Source organism: Mesorhizobium sp. INR15 (genome assembly GCF_015500075.1).
Taxonomy (GTDB): Bacteria; Pseudomonadota; Alphaproteobacteria; order Rhizobiales; family Rhizobiaceae; genus Mesorhizobium.
In genome coordinates, this window is record NZ_CP045496.1 from 1,309,323 (window position 1) to 1,334,832 (window position 25,510).

Genomic DNA, 25,510 nt, shown 5'->3' on the forward strand with positions numbered 1-25,510 from the left:
GGGTCGCAAATCACCATGTGAAAGGCATGGCTCGGGTGTCGTGACTAGGCCCAGATGGCGACCGGGATGCCAAAACGGTCGGAGGGCGGCGGGTTGGGGAACGATTTTGCCTCGCCATTGGCGAGGCGGCCGGCGATCAGCATCATCGCCGCGGCGTCGAGGAAATCGTCGGCCGCGGCACCGCGTGGCGGCGCCTGATCGAGGAAGAGCCTGACATAACCGTGCCGGCACAGCAGCGCCTTGCGCTCATCCATGCCAGCCGGATTGACGCTGCCCTTGATCTTCTTTGGCAGGCGCATGGCCTGATCGCCGTTCAGCCGGCAGAAGGCGACTTCGGGATGCGATTCGTGAACACGGCCGCGCAACTCGGGCCTTTCGATCAGCAAGGCATCGATTTCGCGAATCTTCGAGAAAATGCCGAAAGCCTGGATCGAGACGCCGCGCGGTGGATCGGAGGTGGCCTTTGCCACCGCGCTAGCGCGCCGATGCGCGGCATACCAGGCCTCGATGGTGGTAAAGTCATCGGTATCGGCATAAAGCGCCGCACGGGACGGAATCGAAAAGACACTGGACTGGCGCTGACCAAGCAATGGCCGAACCAGCGCCTCCGGCCCGCGCCCGCCCTTTTGCGAAAACTCGGGCAGGCCGATCGGCATGTCGACCGCGATGATCGCATCCGGGGGAAGGGCGGCGAGCAATGCGGCAAAGCTGGCAAAGACATCGACGCAGGGTGCCGAACCCGGATCGCGCCGCACGGCGATCCAGCCGGCCTTGCAGCCGTCGACGCCGGCCAGCGCGACGTCGCTCGATGTCACGCCCGGCGGTCCCGCCCCGGATGCGTGAGATGACGCAGCTGCACCATCGCCATTGGGTGCGACAGGCTTTGCGCATCGGTTTCGAGTTGCAACTCGTCGCCGCCGCGCTTGGCCGTGCGCGCCAGGATTTCATAGACCGCCGCCGTCGTGGACTGCAGCGCCTTGACCGCCGGCTGGCCGGAGAGGATGCGCGCCAGATAGACCGCCGCTGTCAGGTCGCCGAGGCCATTCGGCGGCTTGTCGATCAGCCGATGCTCGGCAAGCAGTGCCTGGGTGCCGTCGAGCAGCAGGTTGCCGGTGCCGCCGGTCATCATCGATGGCGCCGAGGTGACCAGCATGGTCGATGGTCCGGCATGGTGTGCGGCCGCGATCACCGATTTCAGGTCGGGCAAGGGTGCACCGGTCATCCATGACAGCTCGTAGCGGTTCGGGGTGGCGATGTCGGCGATCGGCATCAGCCGGTCGCGCATGGCGACGGCTGTCGGTTCCGGCACATAGAGGCCGCCTGAATCGCCCATCACCGGATCGCAGATGTAGACGGCATCAGGCGTCTTGGCCTTGACCGCCGCGACCAGCGAGGCGACGGCCTCGGCCTGGCCGGCTTCGCCGAGATAGCCCGAAAGCACGGCGCCGACCTCGCCCAGCCATGGCGCGCGCTCAAGATCGGCCAGCAAGGCCTTGAATTGATCCAGCGGCGGCACGATCCGCGTTGCCCGCCCATGGCCTGGATGCCAGGGCAGGATGACCGTCGGCACGGCCCAGACCGGAAACCCCAGCGTTTCCAGTGCGAACACGGCGGCACGGTTGCCAACCGAACCACGCGCGACATGGCTGGAAATGACGATGACCGCACGCGGCGCGTCGGTTTTTTCGGCGCTCATTGTTTCTTGGTTCCTAACTGCCCCGTGAGAGGAAAAGCACGAGCCAGACCATCAGGCCCAGCGCCAGAAGCAGGCCAATCACCCTGCCAACGCGGGTGCCCCAGATTTCGATCGGGTCCGAGCGGTCGGCATCGGCCGCGGAAACATGGTCGCGTGCGCCCTTCGCGGCCCTGGCAACGAACGACGTGCCGCCCGGATCGGTCTCGCTCGCGATGCGCTCGAGGATCCGGCGCGATTCCTTGTCGCTGTCCTGGCGTTGCGCCATGAAGATGTCCTGTTTGGTGGTGACCTTATCGTGTTCGCCCGGCCAGTTACAGGGCCTCGCCGACGATGACAGCGTGCCATTTTCTTGCGCGCCGATTGTGCTAATGCTTCGCTTGCAACTTCTGCCGAGGGACCTCTCATGTTTGCCCAGCGCCTCTCCCCACCATCCATGTTCCGCACGCTTCCCGCTTTCCTGGTGATGGCCATTGTGCTGCCGCTGCTCGCCGGCTGCGGCTACAACACCATTCCGACGGCGGAAGAAAACGCCAAGGCTGCATGGAGCGAGGTGCTGAACCAGTATCAGCGCCGCGCCGACCTCATTCCCAATCTGGTAGAGACGGTCAAAGGCTACGCTTCGCATGAGAAGGACACGCTCGACGCGGTGGTCGAGGCGCGCGCCAAGGCGACACAGATAACGGTGACGCCGGAAACGCTGAAGGATCCCGAAGCCCTCAAGAAGTTCCAGGATGCCCAGGCAGGGTTGACCAGCGCGCTGTCGCGGCTGATCGCGGTGTCGGAGGCCTATCCCGACCTCAAGGCCAACCAGAACTTCCTGGCGCTGCAGGCGCAGCTCGAAGGCACGGAGAACCGCATCGCGGTTGCACGCCGAGACTACATCCAGGCGGTGAGGGACTACAATCTGACGCTGAAGACGTTCCCGTCGGTGCTGTGGGCGACCTTCTGGTTCCGCAGCAACCAGCCCTACGCCAATTTCACCGTCGACGAAGACAAGATGCAGCCGCCGAAGGTCGATTTCGGCACAAAGTCGGGCGGGTAACGACCGGGGCCAACCGTCGTGATCCTGCGGGTTAACGAGGGGCCGCGCGGCATATGCTCCGCCGTAGCCGCGCTTACGGCGCTGGTGCTCCTCATCCTTGCGTTGCCGGCCTTCGCCGCCGACCTGCCGGCTCTAACCGGCCGTGTCGTCGATAATGCCGGCATCATCGATGGCGCGACCAAGGCGGCGTTGACCCAGAAACTCGCGGACTTCGAGGCCAAGGGCTCCGACCAGATCGTCGTTGCGACAATCCCAAGCCTCGACGGCGAGGAGATCGAGCCCTACGCCAACCGGCTGTTCCGATTCTGGAAGCTCGGCCAGGCCAAGGAGAACAATGGCGTCCTGCTTCTGGTGGTGAAAAACGACCACAAGATGCGCATTGAAGTCGGCTATGGCCTCGAAGGCACGCTGACCGACCTGCACACCAAACTGATCATCGAAAACGACATGGTGCCGGCCTTCCGCGCCGGCGATTTCTCCGGCGGTATTTCCAAGGCCGTCGACGACATGGTCATGGTGCTGGAGGGCAATCCGGAAGAACTGATGGCGCGCGGGGCGCGTAACCAGGATACCAGCTCCAGCATCGACATCCATACCGTGTTCCTTATCGTCTGGGTGCTGCTGTTCTTTGGCGCTTTCGTTATGGCAATCCTGGTACGGGTCAACGGGCGCAAGCTGGCGCCAGGAGTCTATATCTGGCACGGCATGACCTTCACTTACGGCGGGGGGAGCGGTTCTTCATCCGGCGGCGGCTGGTCCTCGGGCGGTGGCGGCGGCGGCTTTTCCGGCGGCGGTGGTTCGTCCGGCGGCGGCGGCTCCTCGGGAAGTTGGTGACGATATGGCGATCCTCATCACCGCTGCGTCGAGATCCGGGAGCCTTGTCCCGGCGATCCGGGCTGCTCTGGTCTCGTTGGTGGCTCTGTTCTGTGCGTCGGCTGCGCTTGCCGCTGACCTGCCTGTCCTGACCGGGCGGGTCGTCGACAATGCCGGCATCATCGATGACGCCAGCAAGGCGGCACTCACCCAGAAGCTGGCGGAGTTCGAGACCAAGGGCTCGGACCAAATCGTCGTGGCGACGATCACCAGCCTCGATGGCGAGGAGATAGAGCCATACGCCAACCGGCTGTTCCGCTTCTGGAAGCTTGGCCAGGCGGGCGAAAACAATGGTGTGCTTCTGCTGGTGGCCAAGAACGACCACAAGATGCGCATCGAGGTCGGCTATGGGCTGGAAGGCACGCTGACCGATCTGCACACCAAGCTGATCATCGAAAACGACATGGTGCCGGCGTTCCGCGCCGGCGATTTCTCCGGTGGCATCAGCAAGGCCGTCGACGACATGGTCATGGTGCTGGAAGGCAATCCCGAGGAACTGGAAGCGCGCGGTGCCCGCAATCCGCCCAGCAGCAGCGCGCCGCTCGACCCCATCGTCACGATATTCCTCATCCTTTGGGCAACGATGTTCTTCGGTGGCCTGGCCATGGCGTTCCTGCCGCCTTTCTTCGGCACGAAACTGTCGCCAGGCGTCTACAAATGGCTGGGCATGACCTTTCGCTACGGCCAGGGGGCGAGCGGGTCCTCCTCCGGTAGCAGTGGCTGGACGTCGGGTTCATCGGGCAGCAGCTGGTCTTCGGGCTCCGGCAGCAGCTGGTCGTCCGGCTCAAGCTCGGGCGGCGGTGGATTTTCGGGTGGCGGCGGCTCATCCGGTGGTGGCGGTTCCTCAGGAAGCTGGTGAGATAATCATGGCAACACGACCAATCAGCCCTGGAGATCATGAGCGCGTCGCCGCCGCGATCCGTGCCGCCGAGGCAAGGACCGATGGCGAGATCTATTGCGTCGTGGCGCATGCCAGCGACGGCTACTTCTTCCCGGCTGCTTTCATGGCGACGGTCTGCATGCTCGCCGTCAGCCTTGCCGTCGGCTACGGGTTGGAAGCCTGGTGGCTGTCGATCCGCGTGCCGCATTTTGTGCTGGCGCAATTGCTGGCGCTGGCCTGCGTGCTGGCGCTGCTGTGGGCGTTGCCCGGCCTGCGCATCCATCTCGTGCCGAGGCGGATGCGTTATCAGGCGGCGCACACCAACGCGGTCAAGCAGTTCCTGGCCCGCAACGTTCACCGTACAGCGGCGCGCACCGGCGTGCTGGTCTTCGTCTCGATCGCCGAGCGCTATGCCGAAGTGATCGCCGACAGCGGCATCGACAGCCGCGTTGGCCAGCATGTCTGGGACGGCGTCGTGCGCGACCTGACCGCGCATGCCGGCGACGACCGCCTCGCCGACGGCTTCGTCAAGGCGATCGGGCAGGTAGGGGCGGTGCTGACCGAGCACTTTCCGGTTACGTCAGGCGATACCAACGAGTTGGACGATCACCTGGTCGAAATCTGAAAGCGTTCCCGTAAACGCTACTCTGCCGGGCGCTGGAGCGCATTTCCAGCCAGGCACTCTCTTGCCGACGGCGCTTGTGAGAAAGCGCGGCGATGGTCCTGCGAACTCTTGCAATCGGGCGATGCGGGTTTATGGTTAACAAATCATGAACACGCTGACGATCGATATCCGTAAGGCCGAACCACGCGACGCGGGCGCTATCGCCGACGTGCACCAGCAGGCCTGGAACGGCGCCTATTCCGGCATCATTCCCCATCGCACGCTGACGTCGATGATCAATCGGCGCGGGTCCGACTGGTGGGCGAATGCCATCCGCCGCGCCGCGACCGTTCTTGTCGTCGAGATCGGCGGCAAGATCGCCGGCTATGCGACGATCGGCAAGAATCGCGCCCGCGAGCTCCGGCAGCAGGGCGAAATCTATGAACTGTACATGCGCCCGGAATATCAAGGCATTGGGCTCGGCAGCCGGCTGTTCCAGGCCGCGCGGGCCCGGCTCGCCGACCACGGGCTGAAAGGCATGGTTGTGTGGGCGCTGGAAGACAACCAGAACGCGCTCGACTTCTATACCGGCGCCGGTGGCCGCGATGTCGCCGAGGGCGTCGAAGTCTTCGAGCAGAAGGCGCTGAAGAAGGTAGCCTTCGTCTGGGAATGACGGACGCGGTTTCGGTAACAGGCCATTCACAAACTGTGCGCTTCCATTAGCGCTGCGTACCAATAGCCGCATTGCACCATGACGTTTCGCCCGCTATCGATCTTTCATCGAAAGAGGGACAAAGCCATGCGCATCGAAGCCATCGCCATTGGAAAGAATCCGCCCGAGGACATCAACGTCATCATCGAGGTGCCGATCGGCGGCGAGCCGATCAAGTACGAGATGGACAAGGAGGCCGGCACTTTGTTCGTCGACCGCTTCCTGCACACCTCGATGCGCTACCCCGGCAATTACGGCTTCGTGCCGCACACGCTGTCGGGTGATGGCGACCCGATCGACGTGCTGGTCTGCAACACGCGCGCCCTGGTGCCGGGCTGCGTGATCAATGTGCGGCCGATCGGCGTGCTGGTGATGGAAGACAATGCCGGCCAGGACGAGAAGGTCATCGCGGTGCCGTCACCGAAGCTGACGCTGCGCTACGAGAATGTCACCGAATACACGCAGCTGCCCGACATCACGCGCCAGCAGGTGCAGCACTTCTTCGAGCACTACAAGGATCTGGAACCCGGCAAATGGGTCAAGATCGAAGGCTGGCACGATTCCAAATACGCCAAGAAGATGATCGTCGACGCGATCGCGCGAGCCAAGGCGAGCAAGTAGGTTCGCGGACAGGCAACCCTTCGTCTAGTTGTCTACCCGGCCGAATGGCGGCACGTTGCCGATGACGGTGTGCTTGTCCTTGCCACAGGCAAAGCTCCGGGCCTTTTCATCGGCAAGCTTGCGCGCCTGGTCGTTGGCGGAAGGATTGCCGGTGGCCAGAACGAGGCCAACCGTGCAGCCCTCGCGGGCGTCCATCTGTGCGACCTTGGCAACGAGCAGCACGTCCGTCGATTTTTTCTCATCCTCAGGATTGCTGACCGTCCAGCGGTGGATGACCGCGAAGGGCACGGCCTTGTCTCCGGTCGTTTCGATACGCCATTCGATCTTGGCACCGGATGAGTTGAAGGCGGAAAAACTCTCCCAGGCAGATGTCATGTCGCCGCCGGGCGGAAAGCCGTAGAACAGCGACTCGCGGGCATCGTCATAGGCGATCAGCACCGGATAGCCGCGATAGCCCGAGCAGGCGAGTTCGGCCCAGTCGCCCTCGCCTTCCGCTGCTTGGGCGTAGGTCACGCAGTCCTTTTTCGAGTCGAGATCGGTGTAGGCGCTGGATATCGCGCCGGCCTGAGCTGCCTGGCAGAGACCGGCGAAGACGAGCGGTATCAAAAGGGCGCGCATGGCGGACATCTCGATTGCTGATGCCCCAGGGTAACGCCAAATATTCGGCTGGACTAGATCGGTGATACCTTCAAACTGGCCTCGATCAGCAGGTCGGCATTCCTTGCCACTGATTGTGCCGGGCCGCCGGCGCCGAACAACTGGCCGCTGATATAGGCGCCTTCGATCAGGAGCAGCAGCCCGTCGCCGAGGGTGTCGGCATCGCTGGCCCCCATTTCAGTTGCCATGGCGCGCAGGCGGCGGCGCAGCTCCTGTTTGTTGGCTTCGCTGACAACGCGCGCCGGGTGGCCGCGCTCGGGATACTCGACAGCCGCGTTGGTCATGCCGCAGCCGCGATAATCCGGCATCTGCGTGCGCTTGCCGACACGGGTCAGGAAGGCCTTGATCTGTGCGCGCGGCTCGCCGGGATGGGCATCCACCGCCTCATCGAAGCGCTGCCAGAATTCGAGATCGTAGCGTCTGAGATAGGAAGCGGCCAACTCGTCCTTGGAAGGAAAGCTGCGATAGAGGCTGGGCTTGGTGACGCCAGCGCGCTTGACGATCTCGTCGACGCCGATCGCCCGGATGCCTCGCCGATAGAACAGGTCGTACGCAACATCGAGTATCTTCTTGGCGGCCTTGGGCGGAGCCGCCGCATGACCGTCGTTGATGGTCGGTTCAATATTTTTGTCCGTTGGCATCATATGACTCGATTGACAGTGTTACCGATCGGTACGTATACATGCCTTCACCCGCAACGTACCGGTCAGTAACATGATAACTCAATCCCGTCCCTTTGGCCAGCGCTACGCTTTCGTGGTGGTCGGTGTCATCTTCCTCTGCCTGCTGATCGCGGCCGGCCTGCGTTCCGCGCCTTCGGTCATGATGCTGCCGCTGGAAAACAGTTTCGGCTGGCGGCGCGACGTCGTGTCGCTGGCTGCCGGCGTGGGCATCCTGCTCTACGGCCTGACCGGTCCCTTTGCCGCCGCGCTGATGGAGCGGATCGGGCTGCGCCGCACGGTGCTCGCATCGCTTGTGGTGATGTCGGCCTCGACCGCGCTCAGCCTGTTGATGACCAAGCCATGGCATCTGTTCATCACCTGGGGCGTGTTCTCGGGCATAGGCTCCGGCGCTGTCGCCAGCGTGCTCGGCGCCACGATCGTCAACCGCTGGTTCAAGACCAATCGCGGCCTTGTCATGGGCTTGATGTCGGCTTCGAGCGCCACCGGAATGCTGATCTTCCTGCCGCTCATCGCCTCGCTGGCGCAGTCGGGCGGCTGGCAGCCGGTTGTCGTTACAGTCGCGATCGCCACAGCAGCGCTGATCCCGCTGGTCTGGCTGCTGGTGCCGGAGCGCCCGGCCTCGATCGGCATGGTGCGCTATGGTGCCGAGGCGGATGATGTGCCGCCGACGTCGCCGGCGTCACAAGGCAATTTTCTCGCCCATACGCTCGGCACGCTGCGCCGTGCCGCCGGCACCCGGGTTTTCTGGTATCTGTTCGCCACCTTCTTCGTCTGCGGCTTCACAACCAATGGGCTAGTCGGCACGCATCTGATCGCCTTCTGTGGCGACATGGGCATCGGCGAGGTGCAGGCGGCTGGCCTGCTGTCGATGATGGGCATTTTCGACCTGATCGGCACGACTTTGTCGGGCTGGCTCACCGACCGCTACGATCCGCGCAAGCTGCTTGGCGTCTATTATGCCATCCGTGGCCTGTCGCTGATCTACCTGCCCTATTCCGGCTTCTCGGCGACCAGCCTGATCATCTTCGCCGTGCTCTACGGCCTCGACTGGATCGCCACCGTGCCGCCAACGCTGAGGCTCGCAAACGAGGCCTTCGGCGACCGCAGCGGACCGATCGTGTTCGGCTGGATCGTCGCCGGCCATCAGGTCGGCGCGGCCACCGCCGCCGCCTTCGGCGGCACCATGCGCGAACTGCAAGGCAATTATGAACTGGCCTTCCTGATCGCCGGCATGACGGCAATCGCCGCCGCCTGTATCTCGCTCTTGATCAACACCAGCCAGCCTGCTTTCGACCCCGAGCCGCAGGCGGCTTGAGGCTGCTCTTCCCTTCTCCCCTTGTGGGAGAAGGTGTCGCCGAAGGCGACGGATGAGGGGGTGTTCCAGGGAATGCCAACGCGTCACTACGCTGGAGCACCCCTCATCCGTCTCGGCGCTTCGCGCCGATCCACCTTCTCCCACAAGGGGAGAAGGGAAGAGCCTGTCTGCTGTTACGAAAACTTCATGGTTTCGAGATGCGTCTGAAACATTGACGCTAGACCTTGGTGGCACCGTTCAAGCCATCCAGGAGACAGCCATGAACAAGATTTCGATGACCCGGCGTGCTTTCGTCACCTCCGCCAGCGCCGCTGGCCTGGTCGGCGTCTCCGGTCTGGCGATGCCCTACTATTCCCGCGCCAACCAGCGTCCGGCTTTCACACACGGCGTACAGGCCGGCGACGTCGATGCCACCAGCGGTGTGATCTGGACGCGCACGGACCGTCCGTCGCGTGTCATGTTCGAGATATCGTCGACAGAGAATTTCGCCAACGCCACCCGGCTTGCACCGCTCGATACGTCGCCGGCCAGCGATTACACGGTCAAGCGGCTCATCACCGAACTCGCTTCCGACCAGGACATCTTCTATCGCATGACGGCGGCCGATCTCGCCGATATCAACACGGTGTCCGAGCCGATCGTCGGGCGCTTCAGGACGGCGCCAGCTTCGAAGCGTGACATCCGCTTCGCGTGGTCCGGCGATACGGCGGGCCAGGGCTGGGGCATCGACGAGACCGGCATGAAGACCTATTCCACCATCGGCAAGCACACGCCGGATTTCTTCCTGCATTCGGGCGACACCATCTATGCCGACGGCGCCATGAAGGATGAAGTCGACCTTCCCGGCGGCGGCAAGTGGAAGAACGTCGTGCTCATCGACGGCAAGCGCAAGGTCGCCGAGACGCTCGACGAATACCGCGACCAGTGGAAATACAACATGATGGACAGGAACGTGCTGGGTCTCAGCGCGATCTGCCCGACCTTCTACCAATGGGACGACCATGAGGTGCTGAACAACTGGTCGGATTCGAAGGACCTGACCGCCGACAGCCGTTACAGCGAGAAATCCATCCATGTTCTGGCGGCGCGTGCGGCGCGCGCTTTCCACGAGATGACGACGATCCGCTACGAGCCGTCAGAGCCCGGGCGCGTCTATCGAAAGATCGCCTACGGGCCGCTGCTCGACGTGTTTTTCCTCGACATGCGCTCCTATCGCGGCCCCAACGGTCCCGACATGCAGGAGACGATGACGCCACATTCGCGCATGCTCGGCGAGCAGCAGACGAAATGGCTGAAGCGTGAACTGGCGAACTCCAAGGCGACATGGAAGATCATCGCCGCCGACATGCCGCTTGGCCTCGTCGTTTGGGACGACGGCGCCAAGAAGGTCGGGGCGGAAGCCGTCAGCAATGGCGACAATGGCCTGCCGAAGGGCCGCGAACTCGAGATCGCCGACCTTTTGCGCTATATCAAGAATGCCGGCATCACCAACACGGTCTGGCTCACCGCCGACGTGCATTACACCGCCGCGCATTACTACAACCCCGACAAGGCGCAGTTCCAGGATTTCAATCCGTTCTGGGAATTCGTCTCCGGGCCGATCCATGCCGGCACGTTCGGCCCGAACGATTTCGACATGACGTTTGGTCCGGAACTGAAGTTCATCAAGGCGCCGAACGTCGAACAGGGCCAGAACCTGCCGCCGTCGGCTGGCCTGCAGTTCTTCGGGCTCGTCGATATCCAGGGCGCCACCGAACAGCTGACGGTGCGGCTGATGGACCGCGACGACAACGAGCTCTACAAGGTCACGCTTGATCCGGTGCGGTCGGCTTGATGCGGCGCCCGTGAGGGAGAAGCTCAGTCCGGATAGCAGACCATCGGAATGTTCGGCCACACGGCGGTTTCGCAGTTGGCGGTCACCTGCCTCTGCTTGAAAGCGGTGCTGACCGGTCCGGTCACCATGGGGTCAACGCCGTCCGGTGCATCGGCGAACGCCTGCTCGGCGGTCTGCGTGTCCGACTGGACAGCGGCGCGCGTCTCCTTGAACCCAGCGGCCGACTGGGCGGCGCCGGCTGCCAGCAGCACGGCGAGTGCGGCATATGCGAGGATCGGCCTAATTCTGACGGCTTTATCGGTCATGACGTTCGAACTGCCCGGGCCTCGAAAGGTTCCCGCCTTGGTTAACAGAATCATTTCACATGCGGACCATTAAGATTTGATGAGTATTTGGTGTCGCGCTTCCTCTTTCGCAATTGCGAAAAACCCTGTATGAGCCGCGCAACCGAAAGAGGCGGCGCCCTTGGCCTGCTGCCTGCAACGCTCCCGAGACCAGAACATGAAACTCCGTAATATCGCGATTATCGCGCACGTCGACCATGGAAAAACCACCCTCGTCGACCAATTGCTCCGGCAATCCGGCTCGTTCCGAGACAACCAGCGCGTCGCCGAGCGCGCCATGGATTCCAACGATCTCGAAAAGGAACGCGGCATCACCATCCTGGCCAAGGCGACTTCGGTCGACTGGAAGGATACGCGCATCAACATCGTCGACACCCCCGGCCACGCCGATTTCGGCGGCGAAGTCGAGCGTATCCTGTCGATGGTGGATTCGGCCATCGTGCTGGTCGACGCCGCCGAAGGCCCGATGCCGCAGACCAAATTCGTGGTCGGCAAGGCGCTCAAGGTTGGCCTGAAGCCGATCGTCGTCATCAACAAGATCGACCGCCCGGATGCCCGGCATGTCGAGGTGGTCAACGAGGTGTTCGACCTGTTCGCCGCGCTGGATGCCACCGACGATCAGCTCGATTTCCCGATCCTCTACGGTTCGGGCCGCGACGGCTGGGTTTCCGAGAACCCCGAAGGTCCGAAGGATCAGCAGCTTGGGCCGCTGTTCGACCTCATCGTCAAGCATGTGCCGGCGCCGACCGTTCATCCCGGCCCGTTCCGCATGATCGGCACCATTCTGGAAGCCAACCCCTTCCTTGGCCGCATCATCACCGGCCGCATCGAGAGCGGCACGCTGAAGTCGAACCAGGCGGTCAAGGTGCTGCACAATGACGGCACGCAGATCGAAACCGGCCGTATCTCCAAGATCCTCGCTTTCCGTGGCCTCGAGCGCCAGCCGATCGAAGAAGCGCAGGCGGGCGACATCGTCGCCATTGCCGGCCTGTCGAAAGGCACCGTCGCCGACACGTTCTGCGATCTGGCGGTGACCGAAGCGCTGCATGCGCAGCCGATCGATCCGCCGACCGTGACCATGTCCTTCCTCGTCAATGACAGCCCGCTGGCCGGCACCGAGGGCGACAAGGTGACCAGCCGCGTCATCCGCGACCGCCTGCTGCGCGAAGCAGAAGGCAATGTCGCGCTGAAGATCGAGGAATCGCCTGACAAGGATTCGTTCTTCGTCTCCGGCCGCGGCGAATTGCAGCTGGCCGTTCTGATCGAGACGATGCGCCGCGAAGGTTTTGAAATCGCCGTGTCGCGCCCGCGCGTCGTCATGCAGAAGGGCGAGAACGGCGAGTTGCTGGAGCCGGTCGAGGAAGTCGTCATCGACGTCGACGAGGAGCATGCCGGCGTCGTCGTGCAGAAGATGTCGGAGCGCAAGGCCGAAATGGTCGAGCTGCGCCCTTCCGGCGGCAATCGCCAGCGCATCGTCTTCCACGCCCCGACGCGCGGCCTGATCGGCTACCAGTCGGAACTGTTGACCGACACGCGCGGCACCGCCGTGATGAACCGTCTGTTCCATGCCTATGAGCCCTACAAGGGCGAATTGCCGGGCCGCACCAATGGCGTGCTGATTTCCAATGAGCAGGGCGAAGCGGTGGCCTATGCAATGTGGAACCTGGAAGATCGCGGCCCGATGGTCATCGATCCGGGCGTCAAGGTCTATCAAGGCATGATCATCGGCATCCATTCCCGTGACAACGACCTTGAAGTGAACGTGCTCAAGGGCAAGAAGCTGACCAACATCCGCGCCGCCGGCAAGGACGAGGCCGTCAAGCTGACCCCGCCGATCCGCATGACGCTGGAGAAGGCCTTGGCCTGGATCCAGGACGACGAGCTGGTCGAGGTGACACCGAAGACCATTCGGCTGCGCAAGCTCTATCTCGACCCGAACGAGCGCAAGCGGTTTGAGAAGTCGGCCAAGGTGGTCGGCGCGGCGTAACCGCCTGCGTCACCGAAACGAATATGAGGAAGGGGAGCACATGGTGCTCCCCTTCCTGCTTTCAGCCCCCGGCAGCCGCGATGATGTCTTCCCGGTCGGGTTCGCTGGCAAGGTCGATGCGGATCATTGTGCCGTGCCGCGACGGCTTGCGCAGAGCCCTCGCTCCATCCGGGGTGACGACGAGCCGCCGTCGCTCCTCCAACGCCTGCAGCCTTGATCGCGAAATGCTGAGTTCGTTGGCGAGCAGGCGGTCGAGCCGCAACGATATCGGCATTTCCATTTCAAGGTGCAGCTCCAGCACAGCGGTGTCTTCCGGCCTGCCGCCGGAAATCCGCTTGTGGACGCTGACATCGGGAAATTCCTCGACATGCGTCTGGCTGCTTCGCAGCGCGACGGCATCGAAGGCATAACGGCGCGCCAACGCAGGATCGTTGCTTTCAAACGCCTGCAGCAAGTCGGGTTCGGTGTCGCGACGGTTGCGCCGCTCCAGAATGGCGAAGTTCCAGGAATTGTCGCAGTCGATGCAGCGGTAGATCAGCCACACGTCGATGCGTTTGCCGTTGGCGTTGACGCGGAATTTCCAGCTGCAACGAGAGGCTCTCAGGCCGCCGCAGCGATTGCAGTTGATATGAGGTTGAGGTGCTGATTTGGGCGTGATTGCCCAGCGGATTCGCAAAAGTCCAGACATGCCGAAAAAGCCTTCCCGTCGGGAAGTTCAACAGAGCGGCGATGTCGAGGTGCCCATACAGGCGCGGCGTGGCGGATAAACTGCGGTGGTGGAAAGTCAGGCGACGCGGGCAATGGCGCGCGACGGCGGTTCAGCAGTGCCAAACCGGTCTCGAACCGCCACCCTGTGGAACACGTGAAATGAAGCAGGCGCTGCAGAAGCCGCGCCTTGCATTGTGTCGGGGGAGTTGACGAGACCAGCGATTACGTGGGCAAAGTGGTATCCAGAGCTGGGAATATGCTGCCTTCTATCCGTCCTCCAGCGAAACGGCAAGAGAAGCAGGTGGCAGCCATTGTGGCGCTGCTGCCGACCATCATAGACTTGGCTTCGGTGACCGTGATCGGCCGGGTCGAACTGACCGCGACTATGGCCGTGGTCCTGGTCGCCATCGATCTCACCTGGGTGCTTGCCGCCTCGCAGGCGTAGCAGCTGATATTCAATGGATGTAAGCAACGAGTGGATAAGATCCGCCTCTTGTCACCCATCCGTGAGCGTCGCGCGAGCGAGATCAAGCGTGGTTCGCCGCGCGTCCTCGGCCTCGGCGGAGATAGTGAAGGAGCGGACCTTGGCCGGGTCCATACGCAACGCCGCGAAGCCGGCGGCGAGGCCGGCATGCGTGCCGGCGCTTCCGTTGGGGATGACGATGCGGGCAAATCCGCCTGGCACGGCTTTCTCCTGCTCGGCGACCTCGCGAGCACAAATGGCATAGCCGAGGCAGCCGACAGGCGACGAACCACCCAAGCCAACCACGTAGGAGCGGCGACCCTCCGCCTTCAGCGCTGTGGCCCGCTCCTTGGCGAAGGTCAAGGCATTCGCAGTCGCTGGAAGCTCATGGACTTTGGCCCCGAGGATGCCGTCCAGCAGGATGTTGCCGTTTCGCCGATATTCCTCGTCGTCACGCGGCACCACGCGGGTCAGCACCAACTCGCATGATAGTCCGGCGCGGGCAGCAGCGGCGGCACTAAGCCGGCCATGGTTCGATTGGATTCCGCCCGTCGTGATGAAGGTGTCGCACCGCTGAGCCAGCGCATCGCCCATCAGGAACTCGAGCTTGCGCAGCTTGTTGCCGCCGCCGCCCAATCCCATCAGATCATCGCGCTTGACGAACAAGCGCACGCCTTTAAGGACCTCGCCAATCTCCTGCTCCAGGCGGTGCAGCCGTTGGATTGGCGTAGGCCCTTCAAGCAGCGAAAATCGCGCAAACTCATCCAGCCCGGGCAATTGTCGAGTCTCCAATTTGGTACGCCTTTCTGAAAATCAAGCCCACCGCCTCGAAAGAAGTCTGCTTTCCCTCCGGAGGCATGGACCCTTAGGAATTCCGCAATGTCGTCTAGTGCCACCCGCCTGAAGTCTCTACCGTCATGATTCACCGCGCCATCGCATGGTATTCAGGGTTTGGCCGCATGTCGATTGCCGCCGCCACGCGGTTCGACATGTTGAAGAAGGCGGCGGTCGAAGCGATGTCCCAGATGTCACGATCGGTAAAACCGGCCTGGCGAAGTGCCGCCCGGTCGGCCTCGACGATTTTTGCCGGCGCCTCGGTCAGCTTGACGGCGAATTCGAGCATCGCGGTCTGTTTTGACGAAAGCTCGGCGGCGCGGAAATTCATCACCATCATTTCGCCGAACGAAGGATCCCCCGACAGCTGCCGTACCGCCGCGCCGTGGGCGGTCAGGCAGTAGTAGCAATGGTTGATGGAGGAGACGGCGACCGCGATCATCTCGCGTTCCAGCTTCGACAGGGCCGATTCGCCGAGCATCAAATCATTGTACATATCGGTGAAGGCACGCAGTTTCTTGTCGTCGAAAGCGTAGGCGCGCAACACGTTGGGAACGAGCCCGAGCTTCTCCTCGCATTTGGCGAAATAGGCTTTCGTCGCGTCGCCCAGCTCTCCTGAAGCGAGGTCAAGCGCGGTGATTTTGCCGGTCATGGATAGATTCTCCTCGTTGGCCGAAAATTTGGCGATGAATTCCGATATTTCTTTGCAAGCCGTCAAACCTTTGTCGCCAAATACCGGTCATCTGCTACGATAGTCACAAAAGCATGTGACGGGAGGGAATTAGCGTCATGGCCAGCCTGAAATCCGCAAACGGCCCCAAAAAAACCAGCAAGACAAACGGGGGCGCGGCAAAAGGGGGCGAAAAGCCGGGAAGTCTCGCGGACTACCTGCTTGCCCGTGCGCCGGCTGAAGATGTCGCCGCCTATCAGGCCGCCGATCTCGAACGCGCCGCCGACCTCGCCGGCCAGGCTGTCGCCAAGCACAAGAAAGGCGACTGCGTCGTCGCCATCGATGTTGATTCGGGGGTCATGCGCGAAGGGCGGCCGATGACGGTCATCACCGTCGTCAACGACAACATGCCATTCCTGTTTGATTCCATCCTCGGCGAAATCACCGAGAGCGCCGGCGAGCCGCTGCTGGTCACCCACCCGGTGATCGTCGTCAAGCACGGCAAGAACGGCGTCGATGAAATCCTCGGCGATGGCGGCTTCGCCAAGGGCGAGCACGGCTATGACAAGCTGAGCGTCATCCATGTCCATATCGGGCGCCTGTCGGCGGAACAGGCCGAGGCACTGGCCGGGCGGCTGAAGAAGCTGTTGAGTCAGGTGCGCGCCGCGGTCACCGACTGGAAGCCGATGCTGGCCCGCCTCGACCAGGCGATTTCGGAATTCCGCTACGCGCCGGTGCCGCTCGACAAGGCGCATGTCACTGAAGCGATCGCCTTCCTCGAGTGGCTGCGCGACGACAATTTCACCTTCCTCGGCATGCGCGAGTTCAAATATACCGGCGGCGAGAAAAGCGGCACGCTGGAGCGTGCCGACAAACCCGGGCTCGGCATCCTTTCCGATCCAGACGTGCTGGTGTTGCGGCGCGGTACCGAAGCGGTGACGACGACACCGGAAATCCGCGCCTTCCTGCACGGACCAGAGCCCCTGATCGTCACCAAGGCCAACGCCAAGTCATCGGTGCATCGCCGCATCTATCTCGACTATATCGGGGTCAAGACCTACACCGAGAAGGGCACGCTTTCGGGCGAGCTGCGCATGGTGGGCCTGTTCACCTCGACCGCTTACACGCGGTCGGTGATGAAGATCCCCTATCTGCGTTCGAAGGCCGAAACTATCATCGCCAAATCCGGCTTCAATGCCAGCGACCACTCCGGCAAGGCGCTGATCAATGTGCTGGAGAGCTATCCGCGCGACGAGCTGTTCCAGGTGCCGGTGCCGATTCTGCGCAAGCACGCCGAAGCGATCCTTGGGCTGATCGAAAGGCCGCGTGTCAGGGCGCTGGTGCGCGTCGACCAATTCGACCGTTTCGTTTCGATCCTCGTCTTCGTACCGCGCGACCGCTATGACAGCGTCGTGCGCGAGAAGGTCGGCACTTACCTCAAGACCGTGTTCGAAGGCCGCTTGTCGGCTTACTATCCGGCGTTCCCGGAAGGCGGTCTGGCGCGCGTCCATTTCATCATTGGCCGTTCCGGCGGCAAGACGCCGAAGGTCGAGCAGGCAGCGATCGAGCAGGCGATCCGCGACATCGTGCGGACCTGGGAAGATGCGTTGCGTGAGACTGCGGCCGAAACCGGCGCGGATGCCGGGCTCACCGCCATTGCGTCACGTTTTTCGGAAAGCTATCGCGACAGCTTCTCGCCTGAAGTGGCGCTGGTCGACGCCGGCCGCATCGCCAGGATCAGCGCCGCCAATCCGATCGCCATCGATTATTACCGTCACGCCCACCAGAAGCCGCATCAGGCGGCGCTGAAAATCTATCACCATGGCAGTCCAGTGGCGCTGTCGCGGCGGGTTCCGGTACTGGAAAACATCGGCTTCCGCGTGATCAGCGAACGTACCTTCGAGGTCGGCGATGAGGCCGCCGGCAGCGATCAGCCTGGCATGATCAACAGCGATCAGCCTGGCATGGTCTTCGTCCACGACATGGAGTTGGAGAACAGCTACGGCAAGCCGATCGAGCTTGGCGACGGCGGCGCGCTGTTCGAGGATGCGTTCCTCGCGGTCTGGCGCGGCGATGTCGACAATGACGGCTATAATGGTCTTGCCCAGACCGCCGGCCTGTGGTCGGGCGAGATCACCATCCTGCGCGCCTATGGCCGCTACCTGCAGCAGGCGGGCATTCCGCAAAGCCAGGACTTCATCGCCGCCGCGCTCAACCGCTATCCCGAGATCGCACGCGGCCTACATGCGCTGTTCATAGCCCGGCTTGGGCCGACAGCCGAAGCCGAAGGCGTGGTGGCTGCCAAGCACCTCAAGGCCAAGATCAGGGATGCGCTGGAAGACGTCCCCAACATCGATGACGACACCATCATTCGCCGCTACCTCAACCTGATCGAAGCCTCGCTGCGCACCAATCACTTCGTTGCCGATACGAAGGAGAAGGGCCAGTCGCTGGCGATCAAGCTCGATTCGCGTTCGGTCGACGGGTTGCCTGAGCCACGGCCATGGCGCGAGATCTTTGTCTATGGCTCCGAGGTCGAAGGCGTGCATCTGCGCTTTGGCCCGGTGGCGCGCGGCGGCCTGCGCTGGTCGGACCGTGCCCAGGATTACCGCACCGAGGTGCTTGGCCTGGTCAAGGCACAGCAGGTCAAGAATGCCGTCATCGTGCCGGTTGGCGCCAAGGGCGGCTTCTTCCCGAAGCGTCTGCCGGCGGGCGGTAGCCGCGACGCGATCTTCGAAGCCGGCACATCGGCCTACAAGAACTATGTCTCCAGCCTGCTGTCGATCACCGACAATATCGGCATCGACAATGTCATTCCGCCGGCCGGCGTGGTGCGCCGCGACCAGGATGATCCCTATTTCGTCGTCGCCGCCGACAAGGGCACGGCGACCTTCTCCGACACCGCCAACGCCATCAGCGAGAATCACGGGTTCTGGCTCGACGATGCTTTCGCCAGCGGCGGTTCGGCGGGCTATGACCACAAGAAGATGGGCATCACCGCCAAGGGCGCCTGGGAAGCGGTCAAGCGGCATTTCCGAGAGATGAACCGCGACATCCAGACCTCACCCTTCACCGTCGTCGGCGTTGGCGACATGTCAGGCGACGTCTTCGGCAACGGCATGCTTTTGTCGGATGCGACACGGCTGATCGCCGCTTTCGACCATCGCGATATCTTCATCGATCCCGATCCGGATCTGGTGGCGTCGATGGCTGAACGCAAGCGCATGTTCGACCTGCCGCGCTCAAGCTGGCAGGACTACGACAAGACCAAGCTGTCGGAAGGCGGCGTCATCGTCTCGCGCAACCAGAAGTCGATCACCTTGCCGCCAGCGGCAGCGGCTGCCATCGGCCTTGGCAAGACGACGGCGTCACCGGTCGAGATCATGAACGCAATCCTCAAGGCGCCGGTCGATCTCCTGTGGTTCGGCGGCATCGGCACGTATCTCAGGGCTTCGACCGAGACCAATGCCGATGTCGGCGACAGGGCCAATGACGCCATTCGCGTCACCGCGCTCGACGTGCGGGCCAAGGTGATCGGAGAGGGAGCCAATCTCGGTGTGACGCAGCGCGCGCGTATCGAGTTCGGCCTTAACGGCGGCCGCTGCAACTCCGACGCCATCGACAATTCAGGCGGCGTCAACTGCTCCGACGTCGAGGTCAACATCAAGATCGCGCTGGCCTCGGCGATGCGCAAGGGATCGCTGGCAAGGCCGGCCCGCAACAAGTTGCTGGCCGAGATGACCAGCGAGGTCGGGGCACTGGTGTTGTCCAACAATTATGAGCAGACACTGGCGCTATCGGTTGCGCGCAAGCGCGGTCTTGCCGACATCGCTCACCAGAGCCGTTTCATGGCGGCGCTCGAGGGGCGCGGCCTGCTCAACCGTGCCGTGGAGACGCTGCCGTCGCCAGCGGCGCTTGCCGATCGTGAAGCGCGCGGCGAGCCGCTGACCAGGGCCGAGCTTGGCGTGCTGCTTGCCTATGCCAAGATCGTTCTGTTCTCCGACATCGTTGCCAGCGACGTGCCGGACGAGGCGCATTTCGACCGCGACCTGATGGGCTATTTCCCCGACCGCATGGCGAAGAAATACGCGGCTGAGATCCATGGCCATCGGCTGCGCCGCGAAATCATCACACGCGTCGTCGCCAACGACCTGATCAATCGCGGCGGGCCGTCCTTCGTCAACCGCCTGCAGGAGGCAACCGGACGCAGTGCCGCCGACGTGGTGCGAACCTATGCCGTGGTGCGGGACGGCTTCGCGCTGCCGGCGCTCTATCGCGAGATCGACGCGCTGGACAACCACATCGACGGACAGGTGCAGCTTGATCTCTACCAGGCGGTCAGCCGGCTGATCTACGTGACCAGCGGCTGGTACCTGAAGAACGATGCCGGCACGGCGCCGCTTGCCCAGCGCATCGCCGAGTTGCAGGACGCGCGCAAGGTGCTGGAGCCCAAGCTCATCTCGCTGCTGCCGGCCTTTTCGCGGGAACGGATCGAGGAAAAGCGGCACAGCCTGTTCAAGGGCGGTGCGTCGGAACGGCTGGCCGAGCAACTGGCGCTGACCGATGTGGCCGAACTCATCCCCGATATCGCGCTGACGGCACGGATTGCCAATGCCGATATCGTGGCGGCGGCGAAGGCGTTCTTCGCCGTCAGCGATGCTTTCCGCATTCCGCGTGTCGAGGATGCGGCACGCGCCATCTCGCCCGCCGACTATTACGATCAGCTCGCGCTGTCGCGTGCCACCGACACGATCGGCGCGGCACGGCGCGGCATCGCGGTCGCGGCGCTGACCGGACACGCCAAGGCGGCGGATCCGGTGGCGGCCTGGCTGGAAGCCGGCGCCGAACGGGTCGCGCGCATCCGCGAGCGGCTACAGGCGCTGACCGAGGGCGGGGACATCACCGTGTCGCGGCTGTCGGTGGCATCCGGCCTGATGAGCGACCTGACGGCGATGTAGAAGTCCTTGCGGAGGTTGGCGCTGCCCCTCATCCGGCTACCGCCACCTTCTCCCCGTGTAGTGACGGGGAGAAGGGAATGGGCCGGAAGTCCGGAGCCAATTTCGGGACGTCGACAATTGGCGAAATCCTCCACGACAGCGTCTTTCTCCCCGTCACCATACGGGGAGAAATGTCCGGTAGGACAATGAGGGGCGGCGCGACGCTTGTCATTTGCATGAGCATCGGAAACATGCAGACATGGCGCGCCGACACGGGCGGAGCGGGGGCCAGGGGAATCAGCATGGCGGTAGAGACAGTGCAGCGAGCGTCAGGGCGCGGCATCTGGGGATGGATGTTGTTCGACTGGGCGGCGCAGCCGTTCTTCACGGTCGTCACCACCTTCATTTTCGGCCCTTATTTCGTCTCGCGCATGGCCAGCGACCCGGAAACCGGCCAGGCCGCCTGGGGCTACGGCATTGCCGCCGCCGGGCTGGTGATTGCCGTTCTGTCGCCGATCCTCGGCTCGATCGCGGACCAGACCGGCCCGCGCAAACCGTGGATCGCCTTCTTCGCCACCATCAAGATCACCAGCCTTTGCCTGCTGTGGTTCGCGGCACCCGGCTCAAATCTTTTCCTGGTGGTGCTGTTCTTCTCGCTGGCCTCGGTAGCGGCGGAATTCTCGACCGTGTTCAACGATTCCATGATGCCGCGGCTGGTGCCGAAGAGCGAGATCGGCCGCATCTCCAACATGGCCTGGGGCCTTGGTTATCTCGGCGGCATGATCGCCCTGATCTTCGTCGTCACTTGCCTGGCTGGTTCTTCCGAGACCGGCAAGACCATTATTGGCATCGACCCGCTCTTTGGGCTCGACCCGAAGCTTGGCGAGGATGCGCGCGCTACCGGGCCGCTGTCGGCTGGCTGGTACTTCCTGTTCATCCTGCCGATGTTCTTCTTCACCCCGGACGCTATCAAGGGGTTGCCGATCGGACCGGCGGTGCGGGAGGGGTTGGCGGAGCTCAAGGTAACACTGGGTGAAGTGCGCAAGCGCAGCGGCATCTTCCGCTTTCTCGTGGCTCGGATGATCTATCAGGACGGCGTCAACGCGCTGCTGGCACTGGGCGGCACGTTTGCCGCGGCGATGTTCCACTGGTCGATCACCGAGATCGGTATTTTCGGCATCATCCTCAACGTTGTCGCCATCTTCGGCTGCCTTGCCGCGGCCCGTCTCGACACGGCGCTCGGCTCCAAGGTGATCGTGCTGATTTCGCTCGTGCTGCTCAGCATCGCCACGGTCGGCATCGTCTCGACCGGGCCGGGCTACACGCTGTTCGGCCTCTGGCAGATGCCTGGCCCCGACAGCGGCGGGCTGTTCGGCACGGCGGCGGAAAAAGCGTACATCTTCTTTGGCCTGCTGATCGGCGTCGCCTTCGGTCCCGTGCAGGCGTCGTCACGCTCCTACATGGCGCGCAGCGTCACCGCCGCCGAATCCGGCCGCTATTTCGGCATCTACGCGCTGGCCGGCCGGGCAACCAGTTTCCTGGCGCCGTTCATGGTGGCGACGGTCACGCTTGCCACAGGTTCGTCACGGCTCGGCATGGCGGTGATCGTGCTGTTTCTAGGCGTCGGCATGGCGATCCTGCTGCGCACGCCATATCCGGCGGATCGACCAGTGGAGTGAGTTTCTTCCTTCTCCCCCCTGTGGGAGAAGGTGTCACCGAAGGCGACGGATGAGGGATGTTCCAGGGAATACCGACGTCTTATCCCGCTGGAACACCCCTTATCCGTCTCGGCGCTGCGCGCCGATCCACCTTCTCCCACAGGGGGAGAAGGAAATGCGCGTCGCGCAGGGCGTTTAATGCCTGAAATGTCTCACGCCGGTAAATACCATGGCGATGCCATGTTCATCGGCGGCGGCGATGACATCCTTGTCGTTCATCGAGCCGCCCGGCTGGATGACGGCTGTGGCGCCGGCGGCGATCGCCGACAAGAGACCATCGGCGAAGGGGAAGAAGGCGTCGGAGGCAACAACCGAGCCCTTGGTCAGCGGCTCCGCCAGACCTGCCGTCTCAGCCGCGTCGAGCGCCTTGCGAGCGGCGATGCGCGAGGAATCGACCCGGCTCATCTGGCCAGCGCCGATGCCGACGGTAGCGCCGTCCCTGGCGTAGACGATGGCGTTCGATTTGACATGCTTGGCAATGCGGAAGGCGAATCTCAGGTCCGCCATCTCAGCCGGAGTCGGCGCGCGTTTGGTCACGACTTTCAGTTCGAGATCGTCGATCACCGCATTGTCACGTGACTGGACAAGCAGGCCCCCGGCGACGGACTTGACCGTGGTGCCGGCGGCGCGCGGATCGGGCAAGCCGCCGGTAACCAGCAAGCGCAGGTTCTTCTTCGCGGCGACGATGCGCATCGCTTCTTCCGACGCGTCAGGCGCGATGATGACTTCGGTGAAGGTCTTGACGATCTCCTCGGCAGCCTCGGCGTCGAGCGCGCGGTTCATGGCGATGATGCCGCCAAAGGCCGAGACGGGGTCGCAGGCCAGCGCCTTGGCATAGGCTGCCTTCAGCGACGTGGCTTCGGCGACGCCGCAGGGGTTGGCATGCTTGATGATGGCGACAGCGGCGCAACGTGCCGGGTCGAACTCACCGGCCAGTTCGAAGGCGGCGTCGGTGTCGTTGATGTTGTTGTAGGACAGTTGCTTGCCCTGCAGCTGGCGCGCTGTCGCGACACCCGGCCGCTTGTCGCCGTTGACATAGAAGCCAGCGCCCTGGTGCGGGTTTTCACCGTAGCGCATCACCGAGTCCAGCCTGCCGCCGAAGGCGCGCCAGGTCGGGTGTTCGATTTCCAGCGCCTCGGCGAACCAGCCCGAGATCGCCGTGTCATAGGTGGCGGTGCGGGCAAAGGCCTTGGCGGCCAGCTTCTTGCGGAAATCCAGCGACAGCGAGCCGAGGTTCATCTCCAGCGCGTTGAGCACCGAAGCATAGTCCTGCGGGTCGGTGACGATGGCGACATAGGCGTGGTTCTTGGCCGAAGCGCGGATCATCGCCGGGCCGCCGATGTCGATGTTCTCGACAATCGATGCGTAGTCGGCGCCGGAGCGGTGGACCTCTTCGAACGGATAAAGGTTGGAAACCAGCAGGTCGATCGGCTCGATCTTGTGCTTGTGCATCGCCGCGGCATGTTCGGGATCGTCACGCACGCCAAGCAGCGCGCCATGCACGGACGGGTGCAAGGTCTTGACCCGGCCGTCCATGATCTCGGGAAAGCCGGTGAGTTCGGAGACGTCGCGAACGGCGAGGCCAGCCTCGGCAATTGCCTTGGCCGTACCACCGGTCGAGACCAGCTCGACACCCGCTGCCGCCAGCGCGCGGGCGAAATCGATCAGTCCGGTCTTGTCGAAAACGGAAAGCAGCGCGCGGCGGACCGGAACGAGATCGGGAGCTGGAATGTTCTTGGCGGCGACGGCCATGGCTGGCGGCCTTTCACGGCTGGTGTGGAGGATGCCCGCGCCGTAGCACATGACGCCGGGAAATCAAACGGCGGTCAGGCGGGTAAGGCGTTCAATTCGCCACGCCATTGCGCCAGACGTGCCTGGAGCGCTGCTCCCGCCGGCGCCTCGTCGGCGTCGAATTGCTCCAGTTCCTCGAAAATCAGGTCACTGGCGCCGCGGTTGTTCCAAGCTGCCTGCAGGTCCCTTGAAGGATGGCTGCCTAGCCCCAGCGTAAACCGAAACCGGTTTTGCAGCTTGCTCAAATCCGGCGTGTAGCCGACCCACTTCTGGTCGGTCCCATCGAAGTGCAAGGCATATATGCCGGCGGCAACCTTGCGCTTCTTGTAGGCGGCAAGGGCAGCCTTCCTGTCTGTTGTCTTCATTTGCCAACCTCTCTGCCGCGAGCCTGTAGACAAGATCGCCAGTTCTGTCAATTTTACCCGGGTAAAATTGACAGAACTGGCGATGCGAGATAGGAAGGTTGGATCAGGTTGGAGCCATGATGTCCGAGCCGTCCGGCAGACGCTACACAGCTTTCGAAGGCAATTCCGTGCTCTTGACGGGAGCGCTGATCGACGTCGCATTGGCCATAAGATCAAAGAAGCCGCGAGCCGATCTGGCGCCGATACTGGTCTTCGATGACGCGACGGGCGCGGTTGTCGATCTGGACCTGCGTGGATCCGACGCCGAGATCGCTGGCCGGCTCGCCGCGTCGGACGACCCACGGGAGACGGTGTCCGAAACAGCGCCACGGCCGTCACGCGGCAGGAGCGGGGCCGATGCGCGCGTGCGTGGCAGGCCCAAGCTTGGCGTCGTGGCACGCGAGGTCACGCTGTTGCCAAGGCAATGGGAATGGCTGGCTTCGCAGCCGGGTGGCGCATCCCAGGCATTGCGCCGTCTTGTGGACGAGAAACGGCGTTCGGGCGCCGGGCAAGGCCTGATGCGAACGGCCCGCGAAGCGGCCTACCGCTTCATGTCGGCCACGGCCGGCAATCTGCCGGGATTCGAGGAGGCGGTTCGGGCCCTGTTCGCGGGTGACGAGCAGCGGTTCGAGCGGCGGACCGAGCCATGGCCAGCCGACATAAGGGCTTATGCATTGAAGCTCGCGGCGCCCGGGCTTTCACCGCCGAAGGCTTAACCCCCCGGGGCGGAAAGGCCA

The 25,510-nt window shown here is 63.3% G+C and carries 23 protein-coding genes and 1 pseudogene; 13 read left to right on the forward strand and 11 right to left on the reverse strand.

The window, feature by feature from the left end; all coding sequences use genetic code 11:
- Window positions 1-44: 44 nt before the first annotated feature.
- From GA829_RS06265 to GA829_RS06275, 3 genes are read right to left on the reverse strand one after another with little or no spacing between them, the layout of a single operon-like run.
- A complete protein-coding gene (locus GA829_RS06265) occupies window positions 45-815 on the reverse strand; it encodes a DUF429 domain-containing protein (RefSeq protein ID WP_195177677.1) in 771 nt (256 codons plus the stop codon).
- Window positions 812-1,696, reverse strand: a complete 885-nt coding sequence (gene pdxY / locus GA829_RS06270; RefSeq protein ID WP_195177678.1) for a pyridoxal kinase PdxY — start codon at window positions 1,694-1,696, stop codon at window positions 812-814. Before pdxY ends, GA829_RS06265 begins: the two co-directional genes overlap by 4 nt.
- A gap of 13 nt (window positions 1,697-1,709) precedes the next feature.
- Complete coding sequence (locus tag GA829_RS06275) at window positions 1,710-1,961, reverse strand: hypothetical protein (protein ID WP_195177679.1); 252 nt, start codon at window positions 1,959-1,961, stop codon at window positions 1,710-1,712.
- Window positions 1,962-2,099: 138 nt separating this feature from the next.
- Between GA829_RS06275 and GA829_RS06280 the strand changes: the two genes are divergently transcribed.
- The 6 genes from GA829_RS06280 (at window position 2,100) to ppa (ending at window position 6,428) form a co-directional block, all read left to right on the forward strand.
- The gene (locus tag GA829_RS06280; RefSeq protein WP_195177680.1) at window positions 2,100-2,738 is read left to right on the forward strand and encodes a LemA family protein; all 639 of its coding nucleotides are present in this window, start codon (window positions 2,100-2,102) and stop codon (window positions 2,736-2,738) included.
- 18 nt (window positions 2,739-2,756) lie between these two features.
- Complete coding sequence (locus GA829_RS06285) at window positions 2,757-3,572, forward strand: TPM domain-containing protein (RefSeq protein WP_195177681.1); 816 nt, start codon at window positions 2,757-2,759, stop codon at window positions 3,570-3,572.
- A 4-nt stretch (window positions 3,573-3,576) separates the two neighbouring features.
- Window positions 3,577-4,470, forward strand: coding sequence for a TPM domain-containing protein (locus GA829_RS06290; RefSeq protein ID WP_195177682.1), 894 nt, complete (start codon window positions 3,577-3,579; stop codon window positions 4,468-4,470).
- Between the two features lie 7 nt (window positions 4,471-4,477).
- On the forward strand, window positions 4,478-5,116 hold the full coding sequence (locus GA829_RS06295; RefSeq protein ID WP_195177683.1) for a TPM domain-containing protein: 639 nt from the start codon (window positions 4,478-4,480) through the stop codon (window positions 5,114-5,116).
- A 145-nt stretch (window positions 5,117-5,261) separates the two neighbouring features.
- On the forward strand, window positions 5,262-5,768 hold the full coding sequence (locus GA829_RS06300; RefSeq protein ID WP_195177684.1) for a GNAT family N-acetyltransferase: 507 nt from the start codon (window positions 5,262-5,264) through the stop codon (window positions 5,766-5,768).
- A 126-nt stretch (window positions 5,769-5,894) separates the two neighbouring features.
- Complete coding sequence (gene ppa, locus GA829_RS06305) at window positions 5,895-6,428, forward strand: inorganic diphosphatase (RefSeq protein WP_195177685.1); 534 nt, start codon at window positions 5,895-5,897, stop codon at window positions 6,426-6,428.
- A gap of 24 nt (window positions 6,429-6,452) precedes the next feature.
- On the opposite strand, the gene GA829_RS06310 is transcribed toward ppa, so the two are convergent.
- Both GA829_RS06310 and GA829_RS06315 read right to left on the reverse strand, forming a co-directional pair.
- Window positions 6,453-7,046 carry a hypothetical protein gene (locus GA829_RS06310; RefSeq protein ID WP_195177686.1) on the reverse strand — a complete coding sequence of 198 codons (594 nt, stop codon included), beginning with the start codon at window positions 7,044-7,046 and terminating at the stop codon, window positions 6,453-6,455.
- Between the two features lie 53 nt (window positions 7,047-7,099).
- A complete protein-coding gene (locus tag GA829_RS06315; protein WP_195177687.1) occupies window positions 7,100-7,726 on the reverse strand; it encodes a TetR/AcrR family transcriptional regulator in 627 nt (208 codons plus the stop codon).
- 73 nt (window positions 7,727-7,799) lie between these two features.
- On the opposite strand from GA829_RS06315, the gene GA829_RS06320 reads away from it, so the two are divergent.
- Both GA829_RS06320 and GA829_RS06325 read left to right on the forward strand, forming a co-directional pair.
- On the forward strand, window positions 7,800-9,083 hold the full coding sequence (locus GA829_RS06320; protein WP_195177688.1) for an MFS transporter: 1,284 nt from the start codon (window positions 7,800-7,802) through the stop codon (window positions 9,081-9,083).
- A 259-nt stretch (window positions 9,084-9,342) separates the two neighbouring features.
- Entirely contained in the window at window positions 9,343-10,917 is a 1,575-nt protein-coding gene (locus tag GA829_RS06325; protein ID WP_195177689.1) for an alkaline phosphatase D family protein, read from the forward strand.
- Window positions 10,918-10,940: 23 nt separating this feature from the next.
- On the opposite strand, the gene GA829_RS06330 is transcribed toward GA829_RS06325, so the two are convergent.
- Window positions 10,941-11,222: a hypothetical protein gene (locus GA829_RS06330; RefSeq protein ID WP_258052176.1), complete on the reverse strand. Its 282-nt coding sequence runs from the start codon at window positions 11,220-11,222 to the stop codon at window positions 10,941-10,943.
- Between the two features lie 196 nt (window positions 11,223-11,418).
- Here GA829_RS06330 and typA point away from each other — a divergent pair, with 196 nt between their 5' ends.
- Complete coding sequence (gene typA / locus GA829_RS06335; RefSeq protein ID WP_195177691.1) at window positions 11,419-13,248, forward strand: translational GTPase TypA; 1,830 nt, start codon at window positions 11,419-11,421, stop codon at window positions 13,246-13,248.
- 61 nt (window positions 13,249-13,309) lie between these two features.
- Here typA and GA829_RS06340 read toward each other — a convergent pair whose 3' ends face one another.
- Window positions 13,310-13,936 (reverse strand): DUF1062 domain-containing protein, encoded by a 627-nt coding sequence (locus GA829_RS06340; RefSeq protein ID WP_195177692.1) that lies wholly within the window; start codon window positions 13,934-13,936, stop codon window positions 13,310-13,312.
- A gap of 333 nt (window positions 13,937-14,269) precedes the next feature.
- Here GA829_RS06340 and GA829_RS06345 point away from each other — a divergent pair.
- Window positions 14,270-14,398: pseudogene (locus GA829_RS06345) on the forward strand (LysE family translocator); the annotation flags it as partial.
- A gap of 54 nt (window positions 14,399-14,452) precedes the next feature.
- Here GA829_RS06345 and GA829_RS06350 read toward each other — a convergent pair.
- Both GA829_RS06350 and GA829_RS06355 read right to left on the reverse strand, forming a co-directional pair.
- Complete coding sequence (locus GA829_RS06350) at window positions 14,453-15,196, reverse strand: pyridoxal-phosphate dependent enzyme (protein ID WP_258052177.1); 744 nt, start codon at window positions 15,194-15,196, stop codon at window positions 14,453-14,455.
- A gap of 145 nt (window positions 15,197-15,341) precedes the next feature.
- The gene (locus GA829_RS06355) at window positions 15,342-15,905 is read right to left on the reverse strand and encodes a peroxidase-related enzyme (protein WP_195177694.1); all 564 of its coding nucleotides are present in this window, start codon (window positions 15,903-15,905) and stop codon (window positions 15,342-15,344) included.
- Between the two features lie 137 nt (window positions 15,906-16,042).
- On the opposite strand from GA829_RS06355, the gene GA829_RS06360 reads away from it, so the two are divergent.
- On the forward strand, window positions 16,043-20,881 hold the full coding sequence (locus GA829_RS06360; protein WP_195177695.1) for an NAD-glutamate dehydrogenase: 4,839 nt from the start codon (window positions 16,043-16,045) through the stop codon (window positions 20,879-20,881).
- A 281-nt stretch (window positions 20,882-21,162) separates the two neighbouring features.
- Window positions 21,163-22,539, forward strand: a complete 1,377-nt coding sequence (locus GA829_RS06365; protein WP_195177696.1) for an MFS transporter — start codon at window positions 21,163-21,165, stop codon at window positions 22,537-22,539.
- 174 nt (window positions 22,540-22,713) lie between these two features.
- Here GA829_RS06365 and purH read toward each other — a convergent pair whose 3' ends face one another.
- Window positions 22,714-24,330 (reverse strand): bifunctional phosphoribosylaminoimidazolecarboxamide formyltransferase/IMP cyclohydrolase, encoded by a 1,617-nt coding sequence (gene purH, locus GA829_RS06370; RefSeq protein WP_195177697.1) that lies wholly within the window; start codon window positions 24,328-24,330, stop codon window positions 22,714-22,716.
- Window positions 24,331-24,404: 74 nt separating this feature from the next.
- On the reverse strand, window positions 24,405-24,734 hold the full coding sequence (locus tag GA829_RS06375) for a GIY-YIG nuclease family protein (protein ID WP_195177698.1): 330 nt from the start codon (window positions 24,732-24,734) through the stop codon (window positions 24,405-24,407).
- A 119-nt stretch (window positions 24,735-24,853) separates the two neighbouring features.
- Between GA829_RS06375 and GA829_RS06380 the strand changes: the two genes are divergently transcribed.
- Window positions 24,854-25,489 carry a DUF2239 family protein gene (locus GA829_RS06380; RefSeq protein ID WP_195177699.1) on the forward strand — a complete coding sequence of 212 codons (636 nt, stop codon included), beginning with the start codon at window positions 24,854-24,856 and terminating at the stop codon, window positions 25,487-25,489.
- Window positions 25,490-25,510: the final 21 nt, after the last annotated feature.